We start from the raw sequence: 26,527 nt of genomic DNA, 5'->3' as shown, positions 1-26,527 counted from the left end.
CGGAACATCCTCCGACAATTCCTTCCATCAAAAACAAATATCGGAGACAAAACATGAAGCCGTTCGCACGCTTGCTGTCGGGCCTGGCCCTGATGTGCATGACCAGCCTGGGCGCCGCCCAGGGCTACCCTGACAAACCCATCCGGCTGATCGTGCCGTTCCCGCCCGGGGGCGGCACCGACGTGCTGGCCCGCGAAGCGGCGATCAAGGTGGCTGGCAACACCGGCTGGAACATCGTCACCGAAAACCGCCCCGGCTCGGGCGGCAACATCGGCGTGGACGCCGTCGCCAAGTCGGCGCCGGACGGGTATTCCCTGGTGCTGGGCCAGACCAGCAACCTGGCGATCAACCCGACGCTGTACGCCAAGCTGCCCTACGACCCCGAGAAGGACCTCACCGCCATCGGCCTGGTGGCCGACGCGCCGCTGGTGATCGTGGTGCCGGCCAACTCGCCGCTCAAGACCTTCGAGGACATGATCGCGGCGGCCAAGGCCAAGCCGGGGGCCTTGAACTTCGCCAGTTCCGGCAACGGCACGGTGGCCCACCTGGCGGCGGTGCAATTGCAGAACGCGGCGGGCATCCAGCTCACGCACATCCCCTACAAGGGCGCGGCGCAGGCGTCCAACGATCTCATCGGCGGACAGATCGACATGTACCTGTCGTCCGTGCCGACGCTCATCGGCCACGTGCGCAACGGCAAGATGCGGGCGCTGGCGGTGACCTCGGCGCAGCGCGTGCCCGACATGCCCGACGTGCCCACCATTGCCGAGCGCGGTTTCCCCGGCTTCGAGGCCGTGACCTGGTTCGGCCTGGCCGCGCCGGCCGGCACGCCCAAGGACATCGTGCAGCGCCTGAATGCCGAGTTCAACAAGGCGCTCCAGACGCCGGAGCTGCGCGTCAAGTACCAGGAACAGGGCGCGCGCGTGCTTACCGACACCCCGGAAGCGTTCGCCAAGCTGATCCACGACGACCGCATCCGCTGGGGCAAGATCGTCAAGGACTCGGGCGCGAAGGTGGAGTGATCCGGCCGTGGCTGCCCTTTACGCCTACTCCAGCGGCGACGCCAGGCCGGCCACCGCCGCCCCGCCCGGGGCGTGCGACTGCCACATCCACGCGTATGACGCCCGCTACCCGGCGGTGAAGGGCGCAAGGCTGCTGCCGCCGGACGCGTCCATGGCACAGTACCGCGCGATCCAGGCCCGCCTTGGCACCCAGCGCGCGGTGCTGGTCACGCCATCGACCTATGGCGCCGACAACCGCGCCATGCTCGATGCGTTGGCCCAACTGGGCGGGCAGGCGCGCGGCGTGGCCGTGATCGACGGCAGCGAAAGCGATGCGCAACTGCAAGCCTTGCATGACGCCGGCGTGCGCGGCATCCGGCTCAACCTTTCGCTGGGGGTGACGAGCACCATCGACCAGGTGCTGCCGCTGACGGCGCGGGTCGCCCCGCTCGGGTGGCATGTGCAGTTGCTGATGCCGCCCGAGCGGCTGGCGCAACTGGAGGATCTGCTGTCGGCCCTGCCCGCGCCGGTCGTGTTCGATCACATGGCCCGCATCAGCCCGGCGCAGGCCGACGCGCATCCGGCCCATGCCCTGGTGCTGCGCCTGCTCGGCCAGGGCCGCGCCTGGCTCAAGCTGTCGGGCGGCTACCTCGTCAGCCCGCGCCACAGCGTCGAGGATCCCGCGCTGGACGCGCTGGCCCGCGGCTATCTCGACGCCAATCCCGAACGCATCGTCTGGGGCAGCGACTGGCCCCACGCCTCGGCGTCGGCCGGCATGCAGCCCATGCCCGACGACGCGCGCCAGCTCGACCGGCTGGCCGAATGGGCCGGCAGCGCCCGGCTGCGCCAGGTCCTGGTGCACAACCCGGCGGCCCTGTACGGCTTTGCGGCATGAATACCAGAACAACACGGAGACAACCCATGCAGACCTCTTATTCGCTCTCGCGCCGGCGCTTCCTCGCGCTTGGCGCGGCCGTGGCGGCGGGCGCGGCCTTCAGCGCGCGCGCCGCGCAGGATTGGCCCGCCGGCAAGACCATCACCTGGGTGGTGCCCTATCCGGCCGGCGGCAGCACCGACGTGCTGGGCCGCGCCATCGCGCAGCAACTGGATGCGCTGCTGGCCACGCGCGTGATCGTCGACAACCGTCCCGGCGCCACCGGCACCATTGGCGCGGCCCGCGTGGCGCGCGCCGAGCCGGACGGCCTGACGCTGCTGGGCACCTCGATCGGGCCCCAGGCGATCGCGCCGCACGTGCTCGGCAAGCTGACCTATGACCCGGTGGAGGACTTCGCCCCCGTCATCATGATCGGCACCATTCCCCATCTTCTGGTGGTGGGCAAGGACCAGCCGTTCCACACGGTCGCCGACCTGATCTCGGCCGCGAAAAAGGCGCCGCAAAGCCTGGCGTATGCCTCGGGCGGCACGGGCACGATCCTGCACATGCAGGGCGAACTGCTGCAGCAAAAGAGCGGCGCGCGGTTCCTGCACGTGCCCTACAAGGGCGACACGCCCGCGCTGCAGGACACGCTGGCCGGGCAGGTGCAATTCGCCTTCATTCCCGCGGCGGCCGCGTTGCCGCACGTGCAGACCGGCGCGCTGCGCGCGCTCGCCGCCACGTCGGCGCAGCGTCTGCCGGCCTTGCCGCGGGTGCCAACCATGGCCGAGGCCGGCTTCAGCGATTTCGTGGTGGAGCAATGGCAGGCCGTGTTCGCCCCCGCCGCCACGCCCGCGCCCGTCATCGCCCGACTCAACGCCGGGATCGGACGCGCCTTGCAGAGCCCGGCGCTCACGACGCTGGCCGAGCAGCTCGGCATCACGCTGGCCGGCGGCACGCCGCAGGCCCTGGACACCACCCGCAGGGCGGACTTCGACAAATGGGGCAAGGTCATCCGCGATGCCGGCATCAAGCCGGCCTGACCCGCCCTCCCGACTTTCTCCTTCTTCACAGGAACACTCATGGCAAACCAGGACATCATCAAGGACTTCCCGCGCGTCGGCGCCGACATCGTGCGCCGCGCGGCGGCACTGCAACCGGCCATCCTGGCCGACGTGGCCGGCCGCCGCGGCGCGCTCAGCGGCCGCATCCGCCCGCTGCATCCGGGCATGAAGCTGGCCGGCACGGCGCTGACGGTGGAGGTGCGCCCCGGTGACAACCTCATGATCCACGCCGCGATTTCCCTGGCCAAGCCGGGCGACGTGCTGGTGATCGACGGCAAGGGCGACCTCAGCTCGGCGTTGATGGGCACCATCATGATGAACGCCTGCCGCAAGCTGGGCATCGCCGGCGTGGTGATGGATGGCGCGGCGCGCGACAGCGTCGAGATCATCGAAATGGACTATCCGGTGTTCGCCGCCGGCACCAACCCGAACGGCCCCACCAAGAACGTGCCCGGCCGCATCGGCCATCCCGTGTCGGTCGGCGGCGTGACCGTGTACCCCGGCGACTTCGTCATCGGCGACGCCGACGGCGTGGTGGTGGTCGAACGCGAGAAAATCGAAGGCCTGCTGCCGGCCGCCGAAAAGAAGGTGCGCGACGAGGCCGCGCGCATCGCCGCGATCCAGGCCGGCGACACCGAGGCCAAGTGGCTGTCGGCGGCGCTGCGCGCCGCCGGCGTGCTCAAGGAAGGGGAATCGCTGTGAACAAGACCGCCACAGGCAAGGCCGCCATCGTCGTGACCGCGGCCGACCTGGCCCCGGAAGCCATCGCGCTGCTGCAGGATTTCAATCTGGTGTTTGCCGGCAAGACGCCCGCCGAAGAGGAAATCGTGGCCTTGTGCCGCGAGCACAACCCGGTCGCCATCATCGTGCGCTACAGCAAGGTGGGCGCCGCCGCCATGGACGCCGCGCCCGCGTTGCGCGTGATTTCCAAGCACGGCAGCGGCACCGACACCATCGACAAGGCCGCCGCCGCCCAGCGCGGCATCCAGGTCGTGGCCGCCGTGGGCGTGAACGCCGCCGCCGTGGCCGAGCATGCCCTGGCGCTGCTGCTGGCCTGCGCCAAATCGGTCGTGGGCCTGGATGGGCGCATGCGCGCCGGGCACTGGGACAAGTCGACGCACAAGAGCCTGGAGCTGGACGGCAAGACCATCGGCCTGGTGGGCCTGGGCGCCATCGGCCGGCGCATGGCCGCCATGGCGCACGGCATGAACATGCGCGTGATCGGCTTCGATCCCTACGCGCGCGATCTGCCCGAGTACATCGCCAGCGTGCCGCTGGACGCGATCTGGCGCGAGGCCGACGTGGTGTCGCTGCATTGCCCCCTGACCGACGAGAACCGCGGCATGGTCAACGCGGCGACGCTGGCGCAGTGCAAGCCCGGCGTAGTCCTGGTCAACACCGCGCGCGGCGGCCTGGTCGACGAAGACGCGTTGCTGCAGGCGGTGCGCTCGGGCCAGGTGCGCGCCGCCGGCCTGGACAGCTTCGCCGTCGAGCCCATGGCGGCCGGCCACCCCTTCCAGCAGGAGCCGCGCATTCTCCTGAGCCCGCACGTCGGCGGGGTGACCAGCGCCGCCTACGTCAACATGGGCGTGGCCGCCGCGCGCAATGCCCTGGACGTGCTGGCCCGCGCGGCCGCCCCCGCCTGAGGAGCCGCGCCATGCCGCAACGATGGAAGCATGCGCCGCCGGACAGCAACTGGGGCGAATTCGGCCCCGACGACCAGCGCGGCCGCATGAACCTGGTGGACCGCGCCAAGGTGCTGCAGGGCATCGCGGAAGTCCGCGAGGGCCTGACGTTCTGCCTGTCGCTGCCGCTGGACGTGCCGGGTGGCATGGCGCTGAACCCGCGGCGCCTGCCGCCGCAACGCTACGCCACGCTGCGCGATGGCAAGAGCGCGGGCGCCCAGGGCTTTTGCTGGTCCTATGCGTCGGAGGATCCGCTGCTCACCGATGTGGTGTGCGACGACGTGCTGCTGATGAATACGCAGTATTCCACGCAGTGGGACAGCCTGGCGCACATGGGCAGCCGGTTCGATGCCGATGGCGACGGGCAGGCCGAGGCGGTGTTCTACAACGGCTTTCGGGCCGGCGCCGAAATCGTCGCGGCCGCGGAGGATCCGCAGGCCGTGGCCGACTGGGCCCGCTTTCCCGGCCCCCGCGCCGGGGCGCTCGGCATCGAGCAACTGGCCGAACATGGCGTGCAGGGCCGCGCCGTGCTGATCGACCTGGAGGCCCATGTCGGCCGCACGCGCGCCGCCGTGGGCTACGACGCGCTGATGCGCATCCTGGAGGCCGACGGCGTGGCCATCGAGCCGGGCGACATGGTGTGCCTGCACACCGGCTTCGGCGACACGCTGATGTCGATGAACCGCCAGCCCGATGTCGCGCACCTGCACGCCACCGGCAGCGGCCTGGACGGCGACGACGCGCGCCTGCTGCGCTGGATCGTCGACGCGCGCCTGGCCTGCCTGATCGCCGACAACCCCGCCGTCGAGCTGGTGCGGCCGGTGGCCCTGGGGGGCGCGGCCACGCCGCTGCGACGCCCGCGCCTGCCGCTGCACGAGCACTGCCTGTTCAAGAACGGCATCCACCTGGGTGAACTGTGGTGGCTGACGCCGCTGGCGCGCTGGCTGCGCGCCAACGGGCGCCACCGCTTCCTGCTGACCGCGCCCCCGCTGCGCCTGCCGGGCGCGGCCGGCTCACCGGCCACGCCCATCGCCACGGTCTGAAACGCTGAAAAAAACCAACCAGGCGCAGCCGCCGGCACAGGCGGCGCGCTTTCCACAAGGAGACAATCTCGTGAAACTGTTCCGCCTTTTGCCCCTGGCGCTTGCGTTCTGCGCCAGCGTGGCCGCCGCCGACTACCCCGACCGCGCGCTCAAGCTGGTGGTGCCCTATTCCGCCGGCGGCGCCGCCGATGCCCAGGCCCGCCTGGTGGCCCAGAAGCTGGGCGCGCGCCTGGGCCAGACCGTGGTGGTCGAGAACAAGCCCGGCGCCAGCGGCACCATCGGCGCGGCCAGCGTGGCGCATGCCGCCGCCGATGGCTACACGCTGCTCTACGACGCCACGGCGTTCGCCATCAATCCCTCGCTCTACAAGAAACTCAGCTACGACAGCCGGCGGGATTTCCTGCCGATCTCGCTGATCAGCCTGACGCCCAACCTCCTGGTGGTGCCGGCGCAGTCGCCCTACCAGCGCATCGAGGACCTCACGGCCGCCGCGCGCAAGGGCCACCTGACGTTCGGCACGCCCGGCCAGGGCACCGCGCAACACATCGCCGCCGCCTGGTACGCGCAGGGCAACAAGCTGGAACTCACCCACGTCCCCTACAAGGGCGGCGCGCCGGCGCTGACCGACCTGATGGGCGGCCAGATCGATATGATGTTCAGCAACATGGCGGCGTCCTACCCGCTGGTCAAGAGCGGCAAGCTGCGCGCGCTGGCGGTCACATCGCCCGAGCGCATCGCGGCGCTGCCCGACCTGCCCACCGTCGCGGAGAGCGGCGTGCCGCAGTATTCGGTGTACGAGTGGAACGGCGTGCTGGCGCCGGCCGGCGTGCCGCCCGAGGTGGCCGCGCGCATCGAGCAGGCGCTGCGCGCCACGCTGCAGGACCCGGCGCTGCGCCACAGCCTGCAGGACCTCGGCGCGCAGCCGGTGGGCTCGACCGCCACCGAATTCCGCGCCTTCATCGACGACCAGATGGAACGTTCGGCCCGTATCCTGGCCGATGCCGGCATCCACAAGGAGTGACGCGGCCTGCGAGGACTCAAGGCCGAATGACATTCCCGCATAAAAACAGAGGACGACAAATGAATCACCGTAATCGCACCCGCTTCTCCCCCCGGCGCACCGCGCTGCTCGTCGCGGCCGCCGCGACACTCCTGGCGGGCGGCGTTGCCCATGCCGCGGACGCCTGGCCCAGCCGCCCGGTGCGGATCGTGGTGCCCTACGGCCCGGGCGGCGCGGTCGACGTGGCCACGCGCAAGGTCGCGCAGATGCTGTCGACGCAGACCGGCCAGAGTTTCGTGGTGGAGAACAAGCCCGGCGCGACCGGCACCATCGGCGTCAGCCAGGTGGCCCGCGCGCCGGCCGATGGCTACACGCTGGTGGCCAACGACACCACCTATTCGCTGCTGCCGCACATCTTCAAGAAACTGCCCTTCGATCCGGCGGCGGACCTGCAGCCGGTCACGGCCTTCATCTTCGCGCCCATGGCGCTGGCGGTGGCGGCCGACAGCCCGTATCGCACGCTCGACGACCTAGTGGCGCGGGCGCGCGCCAAGCCCGACTCGGTGACGTACGGCTCGGGCGGCGCCGGCACCACGCCGCACTTCGCCGCCGAAGGGCTGGCGCGGGCGACGGGCGTGAAATTCATGCACGTGCCGTTCAAGGGCGCCGCCGAAGCCACGCAGGCGGTGCTGGGCAAGGTGATCGACTTCCAGTTCGCCTCGACCACCGGCCTGATGGGCCCGGCGCAGGGCGGACAGTTGCGCCTGCTGGCCGTGAGCGGCGCCAAGCGGCTGGCGGTGCTTCCCGACGTGCCGACATTCGCGCAGGCTGGCGTGAAGGATTTCGGCGTGGTCAACTGGACCGGCCTGTGGGCGCCCAAAGGCACGCCGCCGGAAGTCACCGAACGCCTGCAACGCGAGGTCGCCAAGGCCATGGCGTCGGAGGAAATGCAGACCTTCGCCACCAAGATGGGCGCCGAGCCGCGCGCCGCCGACGCGGCGGAATTCGGCCGCATCCTGGCCGACAGCAACGTGATGTGGGGCAACGTCGCGCGCAGCATCGGCTACGACGCCAAATAGACACCGAGGAGACGCCATGTTTTTCCTGCAACCGCCCGAGGTGGCGCCCTTCGAAGCATGGAGCGCCATGCCCGACGCTTTCCGCCGCCTCCAGCGCAGCGACTGGGCCGACGCCAACCGCGCCGGGGCGCCGGTCGATTCGTTCCTGGAAGGCCCGGTGTTCGACCGCCACGGCAATCTGTACGTCACCGACATCCCCTGGGGCCGGGTGTTCCGCATCGGGTCCGACCGCCAGTGGACCCTGGTGACCGAATACGACGGCGAACCGAACGGCATGAAGTTCCTGGACGACGGCCGACTGCTGATCACGGACTACAAGAATGGCCTGATGGTCCTGGACGTGGCCAGCGGCCAGGTCACGCCCTACCTGGCCCGGCGCAACAGCGAGCGCTTCAAGGGCGTGAACGACCTGACCCTCGATGCGCAGGGCAATATCTACTTCACCGACCAGGGCCAGAGCGGCCTGCACGATCCCAGCGGCCGACTGTACCGCTTGCGTCCCGGCGGCCAGCTCGACTGCCTGCTCGACAACATCCCCAGCCCCAATGGCGTGGCGCTGTCGCCGGATGGCAAGGTGCTGTACCTGGCGGTGACGCGCGGCAACTGCGTCTGGCGCGTGCCGCTGATGGCGGACGGCAGCGTCAGCAAGGTGAGCCAGTTCTTCACCTCTTACGGCCCCAGCGGCCCGGATGGCCTGGCGGTGGATCGCGAAGGCAACCTGCTGGTCTGCAATCCGGGGCTGGGCTACGTGTGGCTGCTCAACCATCGCGCCGAACCGCTGATCGTCTGGCGCAGCCCCAAGGGCATGTCGACCACCAACCTCGCCTTTGGCGGCGAGGATGGCCGCACGCTGTTCTGCACCGAGTCGGTGACAGGCACCATCCTGACCGCCCGCGCGCCCCATCCGGGCCTGCTGGCCGCGGCCCCGCGCTGACGCGCTCCGGGTTCCTGGCCCGGCGGGATCCCGCGCCTGCGCGACGGGCCCGCCGCGCTTGCCTTTACATCCCGTTTCAGCAAGGATGGGCGTGCGTCCGTATCGTGGACGCACCGCAACACAGGAGCTCGCCATGATGAAAACCACCTTGACCTGCACCCTGACAGTCGCCCTGCTTGCCGGCTGCGCCCCTTCCCGACACACGGCCGCCGTGCCCGTGGACAACCACACGGCGCGCGACTCGCTGGACTGGCCCGGCAGCTACGAGGGCACCCTGCCCTGCGCCGACTGCCCCGGCATCCGCACCCGGCTGACGCTGATGAAGGACGGCCGCTACGAGCGCACCACGCAATACCTGGATCGCCAGCCGCAGCCTGAAGCGGTGGCCGGCACCTTCAGTTGGGAATCCGACGGCAGCACCATCCGGCTGGACGCCTCCGGCGACAGCCAGCGCTACTTCGTCGCCGAGAACCAGGTGATCATGCTGTACCGCGACGGCACCCGCCCCACCGGTCCGCTGGCGCCGCACTACGTGCTGCGCCGCGCGCAATAGCGCGGCGTCACCGGCCGCGCGCCGGCGGCGGGCCCCGCGCCCTGCCGTCGGCGCCGCCAGCGACACGCAAGCGCCTCGCTTGCGGCTATTCTCTGGGCTGCACATGCCGCGCCGCCGCGACACCGGCGGCGTCCCTCGAGGAAGGAAGATCCATGAAGACCGATCACGAACTGCTCGACGCGTTTGCCCCGACGGGCACGCTGCGCGCCTCCATCAACCTGGGCAACCCGATCCTGGCCAACACCCATCCCGACACCGGCGCGCCCGGCGGCGTGTCGGTCGACCTGGCCACGGAACTGGCCCGCCGGCTCGACGTGAAGCTGGAACTGGTGGTGTTCAAGTCCGCCGGCGAATCGGTCAACGCGGTCGCCGCCGAGCAGGCCGACGTGGGCTTTTTCGCGATCGATCCGCTGCGCGGCGAGCAGATCGCCTTCACCGCGCCCTATGTGGTGATCGAGGGCGCTTACCTGGTGCGCGACGATTCGCCCATCACCCGCATGGAAGAGGTGGACCGCGCCGGCCAGCGCGTGGTGGTCGGCAAGGGCAGCGCCTATGATCTGTACCTGACGCGCGAAATCAAGCACGCCGAGCTGTTCCGCGCGCCCACCTCGCCCGCGGTGGTCGACACCTTCGTCAAGGAAAACATGGAAGTGGCCGCCGGCGTCAAACAGCAACTGCAAGCCGATGCGCAGCGCCTGGGCGGCCTGCGCCTGCTGGACGGCCACTTCATGCTGATCCGCCAGGCCATGGGCGTGCCCAAAAGCCGTGGCGCCAAGGCCAGCGCCTACCTGGCCGCCTTTGTCGAAGCCATGAAGAAAAGCGGTTTCGTGGCCGAGGCGCTGGCGCGCCACAAGATCCAGGGCGCCGCCGTGGCGCCGCTGGAAGCCGCGCCGCAGTAAGAAAAAAAGCGAGGCGGCCGCCTCGCTTGATTGCGCGCAGCCGGCGTCAGTGGCTGATCATCCAGGGCCGCGCACCGGCGAAGGACTTGGCGCCGTCGGCCGTGGCGCGGGTCCTGCCGGACTTGCGTCCGCCAGCGCAACAACCGCAATTCATGCCGTGTCCCGAACGCGAGCTGCGCGGCTCGTTGGCGCTGCGTTCGTTGGCGGCATGGGCGCGGTTGACGGCCGACGACAGCGCCGAGATCGCGGGCGCGCCGCCAACGATGCGGTTCGACGCCGCGCCGCAGCGCGGACAATCGGCTGGATCGCGCCATTGCGCCAGCGGCCGCAGCGCCGCGAACTCGCCGCAGTCGGCACAAGCGTAGTCATACATGGGCATGTCGGTCTCCTTGGCGCGGGCGCTTCAGCGGTCGCGCGACAAGGGCATGTCGACGCCGCCCTTGATGTGCTTGATCGGCCCGGAGGCCGAGGGCTGGATGTCGAAATCGAAGATCTCGGTCGGCAGCCACAGCGTGGCGCAGGAGTTGGGAATGTCCACCACCCCGCTGATGTGCCCCTGCACCGGCGCCGTGCCCAGGATCGAGTACGCCTGCGCGCCCGAATAGCCGAACTTCTTCAGGTATTCGATGGCGTTCAGGCAGGCCTGGCGGTAGGCCACGTTCACGTCCAGGTAGTGCTGCTTGCCGCCCTCGTCCACCGAGATGCCCTCGAAGATCAGGAAGTCCTTGTAGGCCGGCGTGATCGGGCTGGGCTTGAAGATCGGGTTGCGGATGGCGTACTTGTCCATGCCGCCCTTGATCAGCGTGACGCGCATGTGCACCCAGCCGGCCATCTCGATGGCGCCGCAGAAGGTGATCTCGCCGTCGCCCTGCGAGAAATGCAGGTCGCCCACCGACAGGCCGCCGCCCTTGACGTAGACCGGGAAGAACACCCGCGCGCCGCGCGACAGATCCTTGATGTCGCAGTTGCCGCCATGCTCGCGCGGGGGCACGGTGCGCGCGCCCTCTGCCGCCGCGCGCTCGCGCTCGGCCCCTTGCAGCGCGCCCATGTGCGCCGTCTTGGGCGCCGGCGGATTGGCCAGCGGCGGCACGCGGTTCGGGTTGGTGTCGATCAGCGCCTGCTCGCGCTGGTTCCAGGTGTCCAGCAGCTTCTTGTCGGGCAGGCAGCCGATCAGGCCGGGATGGATCAGGCCGGCGAAGCTGACGCCCGGGATGTGCCGCGACGAGGTGAACATGCCGTGGAAATCCCAGATGGATTTCTGCGCATGGGGGAAATGGTCGGTGAGAAAACCGCCGCCGTTGTTCTTGCTGAAAAAGCCATTGAAGCCCCACAGGCTGTCGGGCTTGGCGCCGATATCCAGCAGGTCCACCACCAGCAGGTCGCCGGGCTCGGCGCCTTCGACGCCGACGGGGCCGGACAGGAAATGCACGGTGGACAGGTCGACGTCGCGCACATCGTCGGCGCTGTCGTCGTTCTTGATGGCGCCGCCGGTCCAGTCGTAGGTCTCCAGGATGAAATCATCGCCGGGCTTGACCCAGACGGCCATCGGGATATCCGGATGCCAGCGGTTGTGGATCTGCTTGTTCTCGTAGGGGGACTGGGTCAGGTCGACCTGAATGAGGGTATCGGTCATTCTCTTTCATCTCCAACGCAACGTGTTGATAAAACAGAACTTAAGCTGGAAGGCGCGTCCAATTTCGCATGTGGGGATTGGATCTTCGATTCCTTGACGTGTGAACGATGGTAGACGCGTTTGCATTGATTGCCATACTGGTTTTCCATGCAGCATGCGGCCGCGCAGGGCGCGCGCCCGCCGCTGGCGAACTCGCTGACACGCGCGTTTCCCACTACCGGGAAACAGGAAAAAAGAATACGGCGCGAGTGACGACTCGTCCGGCAGTTATGATCCGCCCATTGCATTGCGCGGCCCCGCCGCGCCGGAAGCCCCGTCCATGATCCCGATCCGCCCCCTGCCCATCCTGCTCCTGCTCGCCTGTGTCCTGCCGCCGGGCGCCGCCCACGCGGCCAAGGAATGCGTGGCGCGGTTCGACGCCAGCGCCGCCCGCTACCAGGAAGCGGTGAACGTGCAGAAGGGACGCGAGACCGCCAACTGGCAGGAGCTGAACGCGCCGCTGTGCCAGGGTCGGCTGGACCTGCTGGACATGGAGTTCGAGCTGGTCGATGACTACGAGCAATGCGTGCGCGACGGCGGGGAATTTCCCGACAAGACCGTGCGCGCAATGAAGGACCGGCCCGACGACCTGGCCGCGCTCAAGACCGCGTGGATCAATACCTGCGGCCCCTACATGAAGGAATGAAGGGACGGCCGCGCAGCGGGGCCAGGCCCCCGCGATGCGTGGCCGCCAGCCGCGTCAGGCCACCGCCGAGGCGGGCCGCGGGAAGAAGATGGCGCGAGCGGGATCGAAGTCGTAGCGGTCTTCGAACTCGGTAGCGTCGGCGGCCAGCGCCAGCACCGAATCCAGGATGAAGTCGGCCTTGGCCTCGGACAGCAGCACGCTGAAATTCAGGCGGACAAAGCCCGGCTTTTCGATTTCGCGGCCATCGAGGATGGCCTGGCGCATGCGCGCCGATTCGGCCTCGTCGATCTCCAGCAGGTTGTGCACGTAAGGCCCGGCGCAGGCGCAGCCGCCGCGGGCCTGGATGCCGAAGCGGTCGCTCAGCATGCGCGTGACCAGTTGCTGGTGCACGTAGCCGCCCTGGCCGTTGCGCACGCGGAAGGAGAAGATCGGCAGTCTCGGCGCGCTCAGCGACCCCAGCAGTTCCAGGCGGGGATCGCCCTGCCAGCGCGCCAGCGCGCGCCGCACGAAGGCGGCGTTGCGCCGCGCCATCAGGTCGGCGCCCAGCGCTTCCTTGACCAGCAGCACCAGCGCGGCGCGGATGTCGCCGACCACGTTGGGGGTGCCGGCCTCTTCGCGCGCTTCCAGGCTGGCGCTGTAGTCGTGGTGGCTGGGCGATACGAACTTGACGGTGCCCCCGCCCGGGAAGGTCGGCGTGGTCGGCACGACCGCGTCGCGGCGCACGATCAGGATGCCGGACGCGCCGGGCCCGCCGATGAACTTGTGCGGCGAGAACACGATGGCGTCGATCGGGGCATCGGCCGCGGGCGTCATGCGGATGTCCAGGTACGGCGCGCCGCCGGCGTAGTCCCAGATCATCCGGGCGCCGGCGCGCTTCACGCGGCGGGTGATCGCCTCGACGTCGGCGACGATGCCGGTGACGTTGGAGGCGGCCGACAGCGCGCAGATGACCAGCGTGCCGTCCGGGGCCCGCAGCGCGGCGTCGAGTTCGCCCAGATCCGGGCCGCCCTGCGGGCTTTCCGCCAGCACGACGATGTCGGCGCCGCATTCGCGCCACGGCAGGATGTTGGAATGATGCTCGTAGGGGCCGATGACGACCCGCACCTTGCGCCCCGCCGCCAGCGCGGCCGGCACGCCGAACAGGTGCACCAGGCGGTTGATGCCCATGGTGGCGCCCGAGCCGGAGAAGATCACGGCGTGTTCGTCGTCCGCGCCGCAGCAGCGGCCGACCACGGCGCGCGCCTCGCGCCGCAGGCGCGTGATGAAGCCGCCGCAGAACGAGGCCTCGGTGTGCGAATTGGCGTAATACGGCAGCACGTGTTCCAGGACGAAGCGCTCGACCTGCATGAGCGCGCGGCCCGAGGCGACGTAGTCGGCGTAGACCAGCGGCTTGAGGCCAAAGGGGCCTTCGATGACGGCGTCCTTGCCGATCAGGCCGTCGGCCAGGCTGGCGATGATGTCGGGGGATTGCAGGGATTGCTGGAACTGGCGCAACGGCCCTGTGACGGCCGGGGTCGCTTGGGTAGACATGGTGCGGATTCGATGAAACGGCTGGCAGGAAAATTATCGGAATATCATACGATGGAAGGAATTTTGAAACCTCACCTAAATTTTCCTTAAAATCTCTGAAAATAGATCATCTGATCGAATTCATGGAAAAAATTGACAAGTTTGATCTGAATATCATTTCCTGCCTGCAACGCGAAGGCTCGCTGTCGCAGCGCGAGCTGGCCGACCGGGTCGGCCTGTCGCAGAACGCCTGCTGGCGCCGACTGCAGCGGCTGAATGCCTGCGGCATCATCCGCGGCACCCGCGCCGAGGTGAACCTGGCCGAACTCGGGCTGGACCTGACGGTGTTCGTCATGATCCGCACCAGCCATCACGCCAAGGAATGGGCCGACGGCTTCCGCAAGCACGTGGAACGCCTGCCCGAAGTGACCGGCTTCTACCGCATCGGCGGCGACTGGGACTACCTGATCCAGGTGGTCTGCCGCGGCATCGCCGGGTACGACCGCTTCTACCAGAAGCTCATCACCGACTTCGAACTGTCCACCGTGACGGGCTTTTTCAGCATGGAAGCCATCATCGAGAACCGCCCGCCCGACCTGGGGCTGTTGCAGGAATCGGCGGGCGCGGCATAGCGAGGCTTCGCGTCAGATCGCGACGGCGGCCACGACGCCGCCGCGGGAATAACTTGTGGTCATGAACCCCGGGGACCGCTTATATCCACGGGTTATCCCGGATGCCTGCATATCCACAAATCGTCAATAATTCGCCAACGTTTTGTTGTCGATCCGTCCCCATCTGCCTCCCATGCCTGTTTCCGTCCGGGACGCCATTGTTTCCTCCTCCCATCTCGCCTCGTCCGCCCCGGAGCTGTCCGAGGTGGAGTTCGGCCTGATCATCGCCTCGCACGCCTTCAATCGCTGGATGGTCCGCTGCATGGCCTGTGCCGGGCTGCCCGAGCTGACCTCGCTGGACATCCTGGTGCTGAACCACGTGTTCCATCGCGGCCGCGGCAAGAAACTGGCGGACATCTGCTTCACGCTCAATGTCGAAGACACCCACCTGGTGAACTATTCGCTCAAGAAGCTGGAGCGGCTGGGCGTGGTGCAAAGCGCCAAGACCGGCAAGGAAGTGATCTACACCACTACCGATGCCGGCGCCGCCGCGATCCAGCGCTACGCCGAAGTGCGCGAGCAATGCCTGGTGAAACCCTTCATCGACTCCCCCGCCGCGGACGATGCCAGCCACCAGTTGGCCAATACCCTGCGCGCCCTGTCGGGCCTGTACGACCAGGCCGCCCGCGCCGCCACCTCGCTGTGAGAATCCACGTTGTCTAGCCTTCCCGCCTCCTCCGCCCAGCCGCTGCTCTCCGTGCGCGGCGTCTCGGTGGATTTCAATACCGAAAACGGCGTGTTCCGCGCCGTCGAGAACCTGGACTTCGACGTGCGGCCGGGCAAGACGCTGGCCATCGTCGGCGAGTCCGGCTCGGGCAAGTCGGTGACGTCCATGGCCATCATGCGGCTGACGGACTACAACAACGGCCGCATCGCCACCGGCAAGATCCTGTTCCGCGACGGCGCCGACCGCGAGGTCGACCTGACCGCCGCGTCCGACGAGCAGATGCGCGCGATCCGCGGCAACGACATTGCCATGATCTTCCAGGAACCGATGACCTCGCTGAACCCGGTGTTCACCATCGGCGACCAGATCGTCGAGGCCATCATGCTGCACCAGCAGTTGTCGCGCTCGGCCGCCCGCAAGGCGGCGCGCGCGCTGCTGGAGAAGGTGCGCCTGCCGGACGCCGAACAACTGCTGGACCGCTACCCGCACCAGTTGTCGGGCGGCATGCGCCAGCGCGTGATGATCGCGATGGCGCTGTCGTGCCAGCCCCGCCTGCTGATCGCCGACGAACCGACCACCGCACTGGACGTGACCATCCAGGCGCAGATCCTGAACACCATCCGCGAACTGCAGCGCGACCTGGGCACCGCCGTGATCTTCATCACCCACGACATGGGCGTGGTGGCCGAGATGGCCGACGACGTGGTGGTGATGCTGCGCGGCAGGAAGGTCGAGCAGGGCCCGGTGGAAGAGATCTTCCGCGCGCCCAGGAATCCCTATACCCGCGCCCTGCTGGCTGCCGTGCCGCGCCTGGGCAGCCTGACCGGCCGCGACCTGCCGCTGCGCACGCCGCAGACGGTGCTGGAAGGCGAAACGCTGCGCGAAGTCGGCGAGACCCGCGAGCAGGACACGGCGCGCTACGACGAGCCGGTGCTGCGCGTCGAGAAACTGACCACGCGCTTTGACGTCGGCCACAACCTGTTCGGCCGCGTCACCCACCGCGTGCACGCGGTCGAAGAAGTCAGCTTCGACGTCTACCCCGGCGAAACGCTGGCGCTGGTGGGCGAATCGGGCAGCGGCAAATCGACCATCGGCAAGACCCTGCAGCAATTGGTGGCGCCGACCTCGGGCGCGGTGCGCTACAACGGCCAGGACATCTTCTCGATGGACGCCACCGGCCGCCAGCGCCTGCGCCAGGAGATCCAATACATCTTCCAGGATCCGTATGCCTCGCTGGACCCGCGCAAGACCGTGGCCTTCAGCATCGCCGAGCCGATCCGCACCCACCGCCTGCTGACCGACGAGGCCGCCATCGCGCGCCGCGTCGGCGAGCTGCTGGAACAGGTGGGCCTGAAACCCGAGCACGCGCGCCGCTATCCGCACGAGTTCTCGGGCGGCCAGCGCCAGCGCGTCTGCATCGCGCGCGCCCTGGCCAGCGACCCCAAGCTGATCATCGCCGACGAATCGGTGTCGGCGCTGGATGTGTCGATCCAGGCGCAGATCCTGAACCTGCTGATGGATCTGCAGAAAGACCGCGGCCTGTCGTACCTGTTCATCACCCACGACATGGCGGTGGTGGAGAAGGTCAGCCACCGCGTGGCGGTGCTGTACCTGGGCCAGATCGTCGAGCTGGGCACGCGCCGCCAGATCTTCGAATCGCCGCAGCACGCCTACACCCGCAAGCTGTTGGCCGCCGTGCCGGTGGCCGAGCCCGGCCGCCACATCGACACCTCGCTGATCGAGGGCGAGATCCCCAGCCCGGTGCGGCGCGTGGGCGACGAGCCGGCGATCATTCCCCTGGTTGAATTCGCGCCCGGCCACCGCGTGGCCCGCGCCGCCTGAACCTTCCGTTTTCTACACGTCGGCCCGGCCGATTTCCCGTCCCTGGAGTTGAACATGCTCTCCCTACGCAAAACCTTCACCGCCACCGCCCTGGCCCTGGCGCTGGGCGGCGCGCTGCCCGCGGTCCTGTCGACCGCCCAGGCCGCCGGCACGCTCAACGTCGCCATCAACCAGGATCCGGGCAGTTGGGATCCGATCGACACCTTCGTGACCTTCTGGGGTTCGGTCGGCAGCAACCTGTACGACGGGCTGACCATGCGCGGCGCCGACCTGAAGCTGCAGCCGGGCCTGGCCACCAAGTGGGAATACCTGGACGACAACAAACGCCTGCGCTTCACGCTGCGCCAGGGCGTCAAGTTCCACAACGGCGAGCCGTTCAACGCCGAGGCCGTCAAGTTCACGTTCGAGCGCCTGCTGGGCGCGGAAGGCGCCAAGGGCCCGCAGAAGTCGAACTACGACTCGATCGGCGAGGTCAAGGTGGTGGACGAGTACACCGTCGACTTCATCCTCAAGCAGCCCGACCCCGTGCTGCTGACCAAGCTGGCCGGCTACGGCGCCATGATCGTGCCGCCCAAGTACATCCAGGAAAAGGGCGAGGAGAACTTCAACACCCACCCGGTCGGCACCGGCCCGTTCAAGTTCGAGAGCTACCAGCCCAAGGTCAACGTGACCCTGGCGCGCAATGACGACTACTGGGGCGGCAAGCCCAAGCTGGACAAGGTGGTCTACCGCTTCATCAGCGAACCCGGCACCCAGGTCGCCGAACTGCAGGCCGGGCGCGTGGACATCGCCACGCTGATCCCGCTGGGCCTGATCGAGACGGTCAAGAAGTCCGGCAACGCCGACGTCATCTCGACCGGCGGCCCGGTGGCCTTCGCGCTGCGCTACAACACCAAGAACGGCATCACCCAGAACCGCGACGTGCGCCGCGCGCTGATCATGGCGGTGGACCGCGACACCATCGTCAAGCAACTGCTGCTGGGCCAGGCCAAGACCATCGCCAGCTTCCAGGGTCCGCAGTCGTTCGGCTACAACCCCGAGCAGAAGCCCCTGCCCTTCAACCCCGCCGAAGCCAAGAAGCTGCTGGCCGGCGCCGGCATCAAGCCGGGCGCGACGGTGCAGATCGACGTGCGCGGCAGCGATTCGAACTTCCGCGAAGTGGCCCAGGCGGTGTCGGGCTATCTGCAGGCGGTGGGCGTGCGCGCCACCATCAAGCCGTATGAGACCGGCGTGCTGCTCAACGACATCATCCCCGGCGGCAAGACCGGCGAGATGTGGCAGAACCAGTGGGGCGGCTGGACCTACGACTACGACAACACGGCCTACCTGATGTACCACTCGGGCCAGAAGTGGAATCCATACGACAACGATCCCAAGCTGAACGCCATGCTGGAAGCGCAGCGCACCGTCTATGACGTGAAGAAGCGCGAAGCCATGCTGCAGGAGATCGCCGGCTACGTGGCCGACCAGGCGCTGGAACTGCCGCTGTACAGCCTGAACACCATCGTCGGCGTGAACAAGCGCGTGAAGAACCTGGAAGTGCCGGGCGACATCCGCTTCCGGTTCGTCGATACGACCGTGGAGTAGAGCCCCCCCGAGGCGCTGCGCGCCTTCCCCCAGGGGCATGCCTGCGGACCGGCGGAGCCGGATCCGCGGCATCCCGCTTAGGGGCGATGCCTGATTGGGCGTCGTGATGTCTGTGTGGCACTTGAAGCATTTGACGCATTAACCCTACTGATTCGCCGGGGCGAAAGCCCTGGCGGAGCCTCATGACCGGATTTCTGATTAAACGCGTGTTGCAGGCGGTCTTCGTGATCGTGGCCGTGACGCTGCTCGTCTCCTACGCCGTGCGCCTGACCGGCGACCCCGCGCTGATGCTCAGCCAGGGCTCGGGCAGCGTCACCGAGCAGGACCTGGCCAACATCCGCCAGGCGCTGGGCCTGAACCGGCCGTTCCACGAGCAATACCTGAGCTACATGCAGGGCCTGCTGCACGGCGACTTCGGCCGCAGCTTCATGGGCGGCACCTCGGTCGCCAAGCTGATCGGCGACGCGTTGCCGGCCACGCTGATGCTGGCGTTCACCTCGCTGATCGCGTCGATCCTGATTTCGCTGCCGCTGGGCATCCAGGCCGCCATCAAGCGCGGCAAGCCCACCGACCAGGCGATCCGCATCCTGTCGCTGGTGGGACTGTCGTTCCCCAACTTCTGGCTGGCGCTGATGCTGGTGCTGCTGCTGTCGATCACCTTCCCGCTGCTGCCGCCGTCGGGCTGGAGCGGTCCGGCCAGCCTGGTGCTGCCGTCGCTGACCATGGCCATCATCCTGTCGGCCACCAACATCCGCCTGGTGCGCACCACCATGCTGGAGACGCTGTCGGCCCAGTACATCATGGTGGCGCGCAGCAAGGGCCTGAAGGAGCGCATCGTGCTGTACAAGCACGCGCTGCGCAACTGCGCCATTCCCCTCATCACCTACCTGGGGCTGCAGTTCGGCGGCCTGATCGGCGGCATCGTCGTCATCGAGATGGTGTTCAACTGGCCCGGCCTGGGCACGCTGGCGTTCGACGCCATCTCCGGCCGCGACTACCCGGTGCTGCAAGGCACGGTCACCGTGCTGGCCGCCGTCATCGTCCTGGTCAACCTGATCGTCGACATCGCCTACGGCATCGTCGATCCCCGTATCCGCACGCGGTGAGCCCCATGCAGACGACTACTTCCCCCGCCGCTCCCAAGGCCGCCAAGCCGCGCAGCCGCTACCGCTCGCTGGAATTCGTGCTGGGCGCCGCGCTGACCGGCGTCATGATCGTCCTGGTGCTGGCCTCGGGCTGGCTGTTTCCCGATGGCGGCGAGTCCATGGACCTGACCGCCCGCCTGATGGCGCCCTTCACCAGCGCCGCCCACCTGTTCGGCACCGACCCGCTGGGCCGCGACGTGCTGGCGCGCGTCATCGTCGGCGGCAAGATCTCGCTGCTGGTGGGCTTCGCGTCGGTGCTGGGCGGCGCCCTGCTCGGCATCATCATGGGCCTGATCGCCGGCTACTACCGCGGCTTCTGGGACATGATCGTGATGCGCTTCGCCGACGTGCAACTGGCGCTGCCGTTCATCCTGGTGGCCATCACCTTCATCGCCATCCTCGGCGGCGGCCTGTTCAACGTGATCTTCTTCATGATCATCTCGCAGTGGGTTCAGTACGCGCGCCTGGTGCGGGCCCAGGTGCTGGCGCTGCGCGAGCGCGAGTTCGTGCTGGCGGCGCGCGCCTTCGGCGTGCGCGACCTGGCCATGATCCGCCATCACATCGTGCCCAACCTGCTGGGCCCGCTGGTGATCCTGATGACGCTGAACGTCGCCAACAACATCCTGCTGGAAAGCAGCCTGACCTTCCTGGGCCTGGGCGTGGATCCCATGATCCCGAGCTGGGGCGGTATGCTGGCCGATGGCCGCACCTACATGCAGACGGCGTGGTGGGTGAGCGTGTTCCCCGGCCTGGCGATCATGCTGACCGTGCTGGGCCTGAACCTGCTGGGCGACTGGCTGCGCGATCGCCTGGATCCCACCGGCAAGGTGTAAATGTATGCCCCCGCCCTGGGGCGGCCTGCTCCGGCAGGCACTTGAGGACTACTGACGATGGCATTGCTGGAAAAGACATTCGACCGCACGCTGGACGCCTGGATCCATGCCTACAAGGCCCCGGCCTGGCGTGGCGCGGCGGTGGAAGGCTGGCTGTTCGAAGGCGTCGATGCGCGCCGCGAGGCCGAGGCGCGGCTGGCGCAGGCCGGCGTGACGGCGCGCTTTCGCAGCGCCTACAAGCCGCTGCTGCACTACTTCCTGGAAGAGGTCGAGCGCGACGGACTGGTGGCGGTCGACCTGCGCTATCCGCGGCATGAGCACGCGCTGCCCAAGCGCTTCACGCTCGAAGCCTATCCGCTGGTGGCGCTGCTGCAAGGCGTGCGCGTGACGATGAAGCCGGGCGCGTCCGACCTGCACTACGACGTCACGCTCGTCTACGCCGACGGCCGACGCCGTGAAGATCGCGTGTTCGCGCCCAACCAGCTTGGCCAGGCGCAGGACGGCACGCCCGAACTGTCGCCCACCGGCTGGCTGCGCGTGCGCGACGCCGACGGCGCCATGCAGACCGACGCGGCCCAGGCCACCGAATACCAGCAGGCCTTTCGCAGCATCGTCGACACGGTGCGCAACCATCCCTGGGGCGCGCACGAGCCGTATTTCGACCGGCTGGAGATCCGCGTCGACCTGCCCGGCATGGACTTCGCGCTGCCGGTCGACGAGGAAATCGTCAGCACCTTCGAGGCGCTGCACGAAGACCTGTACTTCACGCTGCTGGAACACTTCCAGCACCACTCCGGCCGTCCCTCCGGCGACCGCGGCCTGCAGCCCGGCCAGATCATTCCCGACATCCGCCGCCACGACGGCGCGGCGCGCGTGCTGGTGACGCTGGAACCCTTCGCGCCGCCGGCGCCGGTGGCGCCCGTGGCGCTGGACGCGCCGCTGGCCGAGCTGCGCCAGCCGCTGGCGGCCGGGCAGATCGCCGGCTGCATGGCCGCGCTGGGCGGCGACGCCTTCCAGGCCGTGTCGCGCCAGGGCCGCCCGGTGCTGGGCACCTATCTGCGCGGCCCGGGCCCGGCGGTCTTCATCTCGGGCGCGCAGCATGCCAACGAGACCTCCGGCGTGGTCGGCGCGCTGCGCGCGGCGCAAGCGCTGAAGGCGCGCGGCGACGCCCACTTCGCGCTGATCGCCGCCGAGAATCCAGACGGCTACGCGCTCTTTAACCGCCTGCGCGAACAGCATCCGCGCCACATGCTGCACGCCTCGCGCTACAGCGCGCTGGGCGACGACATCGCCTACCGCGAACACGCGCCGTTCTTCGAACGCGAGGGGCGCCACCAGGCCCACGCCATCAGCGGCGCGCAGTTGCACATCAACCTGCACGGCTACCCGGCCCATGAGTGGACCCGCCCCCTGTCGGGCTACCTGCCGCGCAATTTCGAGCTGTGGACCATTCCCAAGGGCTTCTTCCTGGTGCTGCGCCACCACCCCGGCTGGCGCGAGCGCGCCCGCCGCCTGATCGAGGGCGTGACGGCGCGGCTGGCCCGCAACGTGCCCGGCCTGGTGGAATTCAACGCGCGCCAGCTTGAACTATTCCACGCCCACGCGCTCGAAACCGGATTCGATGTGCTGAACGGCATTCCCGTGCAGGTCACGGAGACCGACCGGGAAGCGCTGCCGATGGCGCTGATCTCCGAGTTTCCGGATGAAACCGTGTACGGGGACCGCTTCGTTTTCGCGCATACTGTGCAAATGGAAACCGTCCTGGCGGCGACCGACATCCACCGCGCCGGACACTGACGCCCCTTCCTGACATGAACATCCGAGAACGCAACCACGGCGACGACCTCGCCCTGGTGGACATCTGGCTTCGTTCGGTGCGCGCCACCCATACGTTCCTGTCCGAAAAGGAAATCCAGGCCATGTACCCGCAGGTGCTCAACACCTACCTGCCGTCGGTGCGCGTCTGGGTCTGCGAGGACGATGCCGGCGAGGTCGCCGGTTTCATGGGCCTGAACGGCAACAAGGTCGAGATGCTGTTCGTCGACGCCAACAAGCGCGGCAAGGGCGCCGGGCGGCGCCTGCTGAATTTCGCGCTGTCGCTGCACGGCAGCCTGCGGGTCGACGTCAATGAACAGAATCCGCAGGCGCATGGGTTCTACAAGCACTATGGCTTTGAAGACGTGGGCCGTTCGGAAACCGACGCCGCGGGGCGGCCGCGGCCGATCATTCATATGAAGCTGGCGGGCTGAGGCGGACGGGAGGAGGCAGTTACGCTGCCTGCACGGGCGCCTGTTCGATATGCGTGCTCGATATATCACCCAATTGATGGCGTCCCCTGTTGCTTTCCCCGCCGGGGTGGCGAATGATCGCAGCAAGCGCCACGGGACGGGCGTGTTACGCTGCACTTATCGTGTAACACATGAGAACCGCACCATGAGCGACGCTACCTTTACCTTTCGGGTGGATGAAGCCTTGAAAAACGAGTTCGCCATGGCCGCCAAGGCCCGAGACCGCACCGGCGCACAGCTTCTGCGTGACTTCATGCGGGAGTACGTGCAGCAACAACAGGAAGCCGCCCAGCATGACGCCTGGTTCCGCCGCCAGGTGCAAGCGGGCCTGGATTCCGCTAACGCCGGCCGCCTGGTGCCGGCCGCCGAGGTCGAAACCAAATTCGCGGCCCGTCGCGCCGCGACCCGTCGCCGGATTGCAACATCCAAGTGAGGGCATTGCGCTGGACGCCCGAAGCGATCCGGGACCGGGAAGCGATCTACGATTTCATCGAGGCGGACAACCCCGTTGCGGCGCTGACGCTTGATGAACAGCTTGAAGAGCAGGCGGGACGCCTGATCGATCATCCCGGCCTGGGTCGCCCGGGCCGTGTCGCTGGCACCCGGGAGCTGGTGGCGCACCCGAACTATCTATTGATCTACGACGTGACGAACGATCTGGTGCGCATGCTGCGTGTGCTGCATGCGGCTCGGCAGTGGCCAACGCCGGATTCATCGCCGGGCAATCGTTGAATCTCGCGGTACGGCAAAGCCGCGCCCAAACGGCGGTTGCCCGCCCCCTACCCCGCCACGCCATGCCGAGCCCGCCACGCCTTGAGCGCGGCGCGGTATTCGTCCATGGCTTCGTTGTAGGTGTCGTAGACGCAGGGGATACAGCCGCTGTTGCAGCACTCCTCGGGCGCGGGGGCCTCGGGCGGCACGGGCGGCGGATCGTCGTCGGCGGGCGAAGTGGTATTCGGGGTATCGGGGGTATTCGCGGGACTCATGACCGCATGTTAGCGCCGATCGGCGCCGCTTCGTCCGCCAGCGCCCGCCATTGCTGGCGCCGGATCTCGTAGCGCAGCTTGCGCGCCTCGCCTTCGCCGGTGGTCTCGATCCAGCGCATCCCGCATTTTTCCATCACGCGCAGCGACGCGGCGTTGGCCTGTATCGCCACGGCGCTCAGCGCGTCCACCGGCAGGCGTTCGAATCCCAGCGCCAGCAAGGCGCGGGTGATTTCCGAGGCGTGGCCCCGGCCCCAACAGGTGGGCATGAACGCGTAGGCGATCTCGACCCGCTCGATCTTGCCCGACAGCGCCAGCTTGAGGCCGGCTCGGCCGGCCAGCGCGCCGCTGTCGCGCTCGCTCAGCACGTACATGCCGTAGCCATGTTCGGCCCAATGCAGCATGTTGTGCTCGACGTAGCGCCGGCTGGCCGTGGCGTCTCGGGTGCCGCCCATGGTTGCCATCAGGGCGGCGTCGGCGTGCATGGCCGCGATGAAGGGCAGATGAGTCGACGACATGCGCTCGGCGCGCAAGCGCTGGGTGACGAAGGATTCGGGCAGCAGGGCGGACGGCATGATATCGAAGCATGGACACACACGGTGCCTTGCATCATATCCATGCCCGCCCCTGCATGCCATCGCACTCTCGCACCGTGGACACACCCTGCTAGCCGCGCCGCAGGCCCAGGAAGCTCCAGTGCACGTCGGCGCGGTCCAGCATGTCTTCGCGCCTGACGAGGTGATGCGCCGACAGGCCATGCCCGGCCGCCAGCGCGATGGTCTCCTCGGCCGACACGTCGAACATGCGGCGGCCGGGCGGCACCGGGCCGTGGCGCAGCGACATCAGGATCTGGCCGCCGGGCGCCAGCAATGCCGCCAGCGCCGCCATGCCACGGGCGCGCTCGTCCGCGTCCAGGTGCATCCAGACGGCGGTCAGCATGATGACGTCGAATTCGCGCCCTTGCAGGCCTGCAAGTTCGGGCAAGGCGTCATCGACCCATTCCAGGTTGGGCAGCGCGTGGCGCCGCTGGCCCTCGCGCCGCAGCTCGGGCGTGGGCTCGGCCGCCACCACCTGGTGGCCCATGCGGGCCAGCGCGGCGGCGTCGCGGCCCGAACCGGCGCCGATGTCGGCGATGCGAGACGGCGTTGCCGGGATCAGGTGCGCCACGTCGCGATGCACATCCGCGAAAGCGATGCTCTCGTACTGCTCGGCCAGGGCCGCGGCGTTTTCGCCGTAACCCTGGGTGCCCGAGACCACGGCCCCGCTGCCGTCGACGGTTTGCGCGGGATCGGCGGCGCTCATTTGGCCTTGAGCGCGTCGTAGATGCGCTTGCCGACGCGGCCGTCCTGCGGCAGGTTGCGCTTTTCCTGTTCGGCGCGCACCGCGTCGCGGGTCTTGGCGCCGGGGATGCCATCGGCGGTGCCGACGTCATAGCCGCGGGCGTTGAGCATCTCCTGCACTTCCTTGATCTGCGCGCGCGACAGGCCGGGGTCGTCCGTCGGCCAGGCCGTGGCCAGCGCCGGGCCGCCCTGCAGGCGGTTCAGCAGCAACGCCACCGCCAGCCCGTAACGGCGCGACTGGTTGTAGTGCAGGATCGCATCGAAATTGACGGTGGCCAGGAACACCGGGCCCTTGGCGCCGGTGGGCGCGAACAGGTAGGCCTGCTGGTCGTTGCCGCTGGCCAGCTTGAGCGCGGAACCGTCGCCCTGCTTGAGGCCCGCCTGGGCCCACTGCGCGATGCTGCGGCGGTCCTGCGAGCCGACGTATTCGGCGTCGGGCGCGGGCGGAATGGCGGCGGCCACGTCGGCCGGCACGCGCACCTCCACCACCGCCGGCAGGCCGTGGGTCCACTTGGCGCGGCGCTTGCGCAGGTGGTTGGCGGTCGAGGCCAGGGCGTCGGGCAGCGAGTTGTACAGATCGATCTTGCCGTCGCCATCGCCGTCCGCCGCCAGCTCGTAGAACGAGGTGGGGATGAACTGCGTCATGCCGAAGGCGCCGCTCCAGGAGCCGACGAAGTTGTCGGCCGGCACCACGCCGTCGCGCAGCAGGCGCACGGAGGCGTAGGCGTTCTTTTCCCACAGCGTCTTGTTCTCGGTGCAGGCGCGCGTCAGCCAGGCGTTGAGCACGTCGGTCTTGCCGACCTGGCGGCCGTAGTTGGTCTCGATGCCGAAAATGGCGACCAGCGTGGCCGGATCCACCTGGTACTGCTGGCTGATGTCGCCCAGTTGCTTGCCGTACTTGGCGAGCACCGCGCGGCCATCGGCCACGCGCTCGTCGTCAACCGTCTTGGCGATGTAGTCCCACCAGCTTTCGCGGCCCTCGGGCTGGCCCTGGGCGGACGCCACGGTGGTGGGCAGCAGCTTGGCCTTGGCGGTGTACTTATCCCAGTCGGCCAGGGTCAGGCCGTTGGCGGTGGCGCCCTTGCGCAGCTTGGCGATACACGCCTTGGTGTCGAGCTCGGTCGGGATGATGACCGTGGGCGCGGCGGGGGTGGCGGTCGCGGCGGGCGCGGCGGGCGCGGCGGTGGCGGCTGGCGCGGCAGGCGCATGGGC

Annotated in this window: 29 protein-coding genes; 22 read left to right on the top strand and 7 right to left on the bottom strand. The window is 68.6% G+C overall.

The window, feature by feature from the left end; translation table 11 throughout:
• Positions 1-53: 53 nt before the first annotated feature.
• The 11 genes from HV783_RS24240 to HV783_RS24190 all read left to right on the top strand — a co-directional run bounded on the left by HV783_RS24240 (position 54) and on the right by HV783_RS24190 (position 10,132).
• Positions 54-1,022 (top strand): Bug family tripartite tricarboxylate transporter substrate binding protein, encoded by a 969-nt coding sequence (locus HV783_RS24240; protein WP_020928509.1) that lies wholly within the window; start codon positions 54-56, stop codon positions 1,020-1,022.
• Between the two features lie 7 nt (positions 1,023-1,029).
• On the top strand, positions 1,030-1,896 hold the full coding sequence (locus HV783_RS24235; protein ID WP_175190024.1) for an amidohydrolase family protein: 867 nt from the start codon (positions 1,030-1,032) through the stop codon (positions 1,894-1,896).
• Positions 1,897-1,922: 26 nt separating this feature from the next.
• Positions 1,923-2,918 carry a Bug family tripartite tricarboxylate transporter substrate binding protein gene (locus tag HV783_RS24230; protein WP_175190023.1) on the top strand — a complete coding sequence of 332 codons (996 nt, stop codon included), beginning with the start codon at positions 1,923-1,925 and terminating at the stop codon, positions 2,916-2,918.
• Positions 2,919-2,957: 39 nt separating this feature from the next.
• Positions 2,958-3,641 carry an RraA family protein gene (locus HV783_RS24225; protein WP_020928512.1) on the top strand — a complete coding sequence of 228 codons (684 nt, stop codon included), beginning with the start codon at positions 2,958-2,960 and terminating at the stop codon, positions 3,639-3,641.
• Positions 3,638-4,585 (top strand): NAD(P)-dependent oxidoreductase, encoded by a 948-nt coding sequence (locus tag HV783_RS24220; RefSeq protein ID WP_054502025.1) that lies wholly within the window; start codon positions 3,638-3,640, stop codon positions 4,583-4,585. The genes HV783_RS24225 and HV783_RS24220 overlap by 4 nt, the downstream gene beginning before the upstream one ends.
• An 11-nt stretch (positions 4,586-4,596) precedes the next feature.
• Positions 4,597-5,667, top strand: a complete 1,071-nt coding sequence (locus HV783_RS24215; RefSeq protein WP_054502024.1) for a cyclase family protein — start codon at positions 4,597-4,599, stop codon at positions 5,665-5,667.
• A 70-nt stretch (positions 5,668-5,737) separates the two neighbouring features.
• Positions 5,738-6,688 (top strand): Bug family tripartite tricarboxylate transporter substrate binding protein, encoded by a 951-nt coding sequence (locus HV783_RS24210; RefSeq protein WP_175190022.1) that lies wholly within the window; start codon positions 5,738-5,740, stop codon positions 6,686-6,688.
• 59 nt (positions 6,689-6,747) lie between these two features.
• Positions 6,748-7,746 (top strand): Bug family tripartite tricarboxylate transporter substrate binding protein, encoded by a 999-nt coding sequence (locus tag HV783_RS24205; protein WP_064527807.1) that lies wholly within the window; start codon positions 6,748-6,750, stop codon positions 7,744-7,746.
• A 16-nt stretch (positions 7,747-7,762) separates the two neighbouring features.
• Entirely contained in the window at positions 7,763-8,680 is a 918-nt protein-coding gene (locus HV783_RS24200) for an SMP-30/gluconolactonase/LRE family protein (RefSeq protein WP_144654839.1), read from the top strand.
• Positions 8,681-8,813: 133 nt separating this feature from the next.
• Positions 8,814-9,233, top strand: a complete 420-nt coding sequence (locus HV783_RS24195; protein WP_054415938.1) for a copper resistance protein NlpE — start codon at positions 8,814-8,816, stop codon at positions 9,231-9,233.
• A gap of 152 nt (positions 9,234-9,385) precedes the next feature.
• A complete protein-coding gene (locus tag HV783_RS24190; protein ID WP_144654838.1) occupies positions 9,386-10,132 on the top strand; it encodes an ABC transporter substrate-binding protein in 747 nt (248 codons plus the stop codon).
• A gap of 46 nt (positions 10,133-10,178) precedes the next feature.
• On the opposite strand, the gene HV783_RS24185 is transcribed toward HV783_RS24190, so the two are convergent.
• Together HV783_RS24185 and fmdA are read right to left on the bottom strand one after the other, a co-directional pair.
• Complete coding sequence (locus HV783_RS24185) at positions 10,179-10,511, bottom strand: zinc ribbon domain-containing protein (RefSeq protein WP_116791763.1); 333 nt, start codon at positions 10,509-10,511, stop codon at positions 10,179-10,181.
• Between the two features lie 24 nt (positions 10,512-10,535).
• Positions 10,536-11,765 (bottom strand): formamidase, encoded by a 1,230-nt coding sequence (fmdA, locus tag HV783_RS24180; RefSeq protein WP_116791764.1) that lies wholly within the window; start codon positions 11,763-11,765, stop codon positions 10,536-10,538.
• A 319-nt stretch (positions 11,766-12,084) separates the two neighbouring features.
• On the opposite strand from fmdA, the gene HV783_RS24175 reads away from it, so the two are divergent.
• The gene (locus HV783_RS24175) at positions 12,085-12,450 is read left to right on the top strand and encodes a hypothetical protein (RefSeq protein ID WP_175190021.1); all 366 of its coding nucleotides are present in this window, start codon (positions 12,085-12,087) and stop codon (positions 12,448-12,450) included.
• A 54-nt stretch (positions 12,451-12,504) separates the two neighbouring features.
• On the opposite strand, the gene HV783_RS24170 is transcribed toward HV783_RS24175, so the two are convergent.
• Positions 12,505-13,980, bottom strand: a complete 1,476-nt coding sequence (locus HV783_RS24170; protein WP_175190020.1) for an aminotransferase class V-fold PLP-dependent enzyme — start codon at positions 13,978-13,980, stop codon at positions 12,505-12,507.
• 122 nt (positions 13,981-14,102) lie between these two features.
• Here HV783_RS24170 and HV783_RS24165 point away from each other — a divergent pair, with 122 nt between their 5' ends.
• The 10 genes from HV783_RS24165 (at position 14,103) to HV783_RS24120 (ending at position 23,724) form a co-directional block, all read left to right on the top strand.
• Positions 14,103-14,591, top strand: a complete 489-nt coding sequence (locus HV783_RS24165) for an Lrp/AsnC family transcriptional regulator (RefSeq protein ID WP_116791767.1) — start codon at positions 14,103-14,105, stop codon at positions 14,589-14,591.
• Positions 14,592-14,763: 172 nt separating this feature from the next.
• On the top strand, positions 14,764-15,276 hold the full coding sequence (locus HV783_RS24160) for a winged helix DNA-binding protein (protein WP_054415947.1): 513 nt from the start codon (positions 14,764-14,766) through the stop codon (positions 15,274-15,276).
• Between the two features lie 9 nt (positions 15,277-15,285).
• Entirely contained in the window at positions 15,286-17,139 is a 1,854-nt protein-coding gene (locus HV783_RS24155) for an ABC transporter ATP-binding protein (protein WP_367646398.1), read from the top strand.
• 54 nt (positions 17,140-17,193) lie between these two features.
• Positions 17,194-18,726, top strand: a complete 1,533-nt coding sequence (locus tag HV783_RS24150) for an ABC transporter substrate-binding protein (RefSeq protein WP_020928525.1) — start codon at positions 17,194-17,196, stop codon at positions 18,724-18,726.
• 182 nt (positions 18,727-18,908) lie between these two features.
• The gene (locus tag HV783_RS24145; protein WP_006385014.1) at positions 18,909-19,832 is read left to right on the top strand and encodes an ABC transporter permease; all 924 of its coding nucleotides are present in this window, start codon (positions 18,909-18,911) and stop codon (positions 19,830-19,832) included.
• Positions 19,833-19,837: 5 nt separating this feature from the next.
• Positions 19,838-20,704, top strand: coding sequence for an ABC transporter permease (locus HV783_RS24140; RefSeq protein WP_172999624.1), 867 nt, complete (start codon positions 19,838-19,840; stop codon positions 20,702-20,704).
• Between the two features lie 57 nt (positions 20,705-20,761).
• On the top strand, positions 20,762-22,501 hold the full coding sequence (locus tag HV783_RS24135; RefSeq protein WP_064527825.1) for a M14 family metallopeptidase: 1,740 nt from the start codon (positions 20,762-20,764) through the stop codon (positions 22,499-22,501).
• 14 nt (positions 22,502-22,515) lie between these two features.
• Positions 22,516-22,953, top strand: a complete 438-nt coding sequence (locus HV783_RS24130; RefSeq protein WP_054415951.1) for an acetyltransferase — start codon at positions 22,516-22,518, stop codon at positions 22,951-22,953.
• A gap of 184 nt (positions 22,954-23,137) precedes the next feature.
• The gene (locus tag HV783_RS24125; protein ID WP_054502014.1) at positions 23,138-23,425 is read left to right on the top strand and encodes a CopG family ribbon-helix-helix protein; all 288 of its coding nucleotides are present in this window, start codon (positions 23,138-23,140) and stop codon (positions 23,423-23,425) included.
• Entirely contained in the window at positions 23,422-23,724 is a 303-nt protein-coding gene (locus HV783_RS24120) for a type II toxin-antitoxin system RelE/ParE family toxin (RefSeq protein ID WP_054502013.1), read from the top strand. Before HV783_RS24125 ends, HV783_RS24120 begins: the two co-directional genes overlap by 4 nt.
• Before the next feature lie 47 nt (positions 23,725-23,771).
• Here HV783_RS24120 and HV783_RS24115 read toward each other — a convergent pair whose 3' ends face one another.
• The 4 genes from HV783_RS24115 to HV783_RS24100 form a co-directional block, all read right to left on the bottom strand.
• Positions 23,772-23,978: an oxidoreductase-like domain-containing protein gene (locus HV783_RS24115; RefSeq protein WP_054502012.1), complete on the bottom strand. Its 207-nt coding sequence runs from the start codon at positions 23,976-23,978 to the stop codon at positions 23,772-23,774.
• Complete coding sequence (locus HV783_RS24110) at positions 23,975-24,550, bottom strand: GNAT family N-acetyltransferase (protein ID WP_054502011.1); 576 nt, start codon at positions 24,548-24,550, stop codon at positions 23,975-23,977. Before HV783_RS24110 ends, HV783_RS24115 begins: the two co-directional genes overlap by 4 nt.
• Positions 24,551-24,641: 91 nt before the next feature.
• Complete coding sequence (locus HV783_RS24105; protein WP_054502010.1) at positions 24,642-25,277, bottom strand: class I SAM-dependent methyltransferase; 636 nt, start codon at positions 25,275-25,277, stop codon at positions 24,642-24,644.
• A partial coding sequence (locus HV783_RS24100) for a lytic murein transglycosylase (RefSeq protein WP_175190019.1) occupies positions 25,274-26,527 on the bottom strand: 1,254 nt, incomplete at its 5' end. The genes HV783_RS24100 and HV783_RS24105, both read right to left, overlap by 4 nt.

Origin of the sequence: Achromobacter dolens (genome assembly GCF_902859745.1) — a bacterium.
In the GTDB taxonomy this organism is placed as follows: Bacteria; Pseudomonadota; Gammaproteobacteria; order Burkholderiales; family Burkholderiaceae_B; genus Achromobacter; species Achromobacter dolens.
This window is presented reverse-complemented; position numbering and strand designations above follow the sequence as displayed.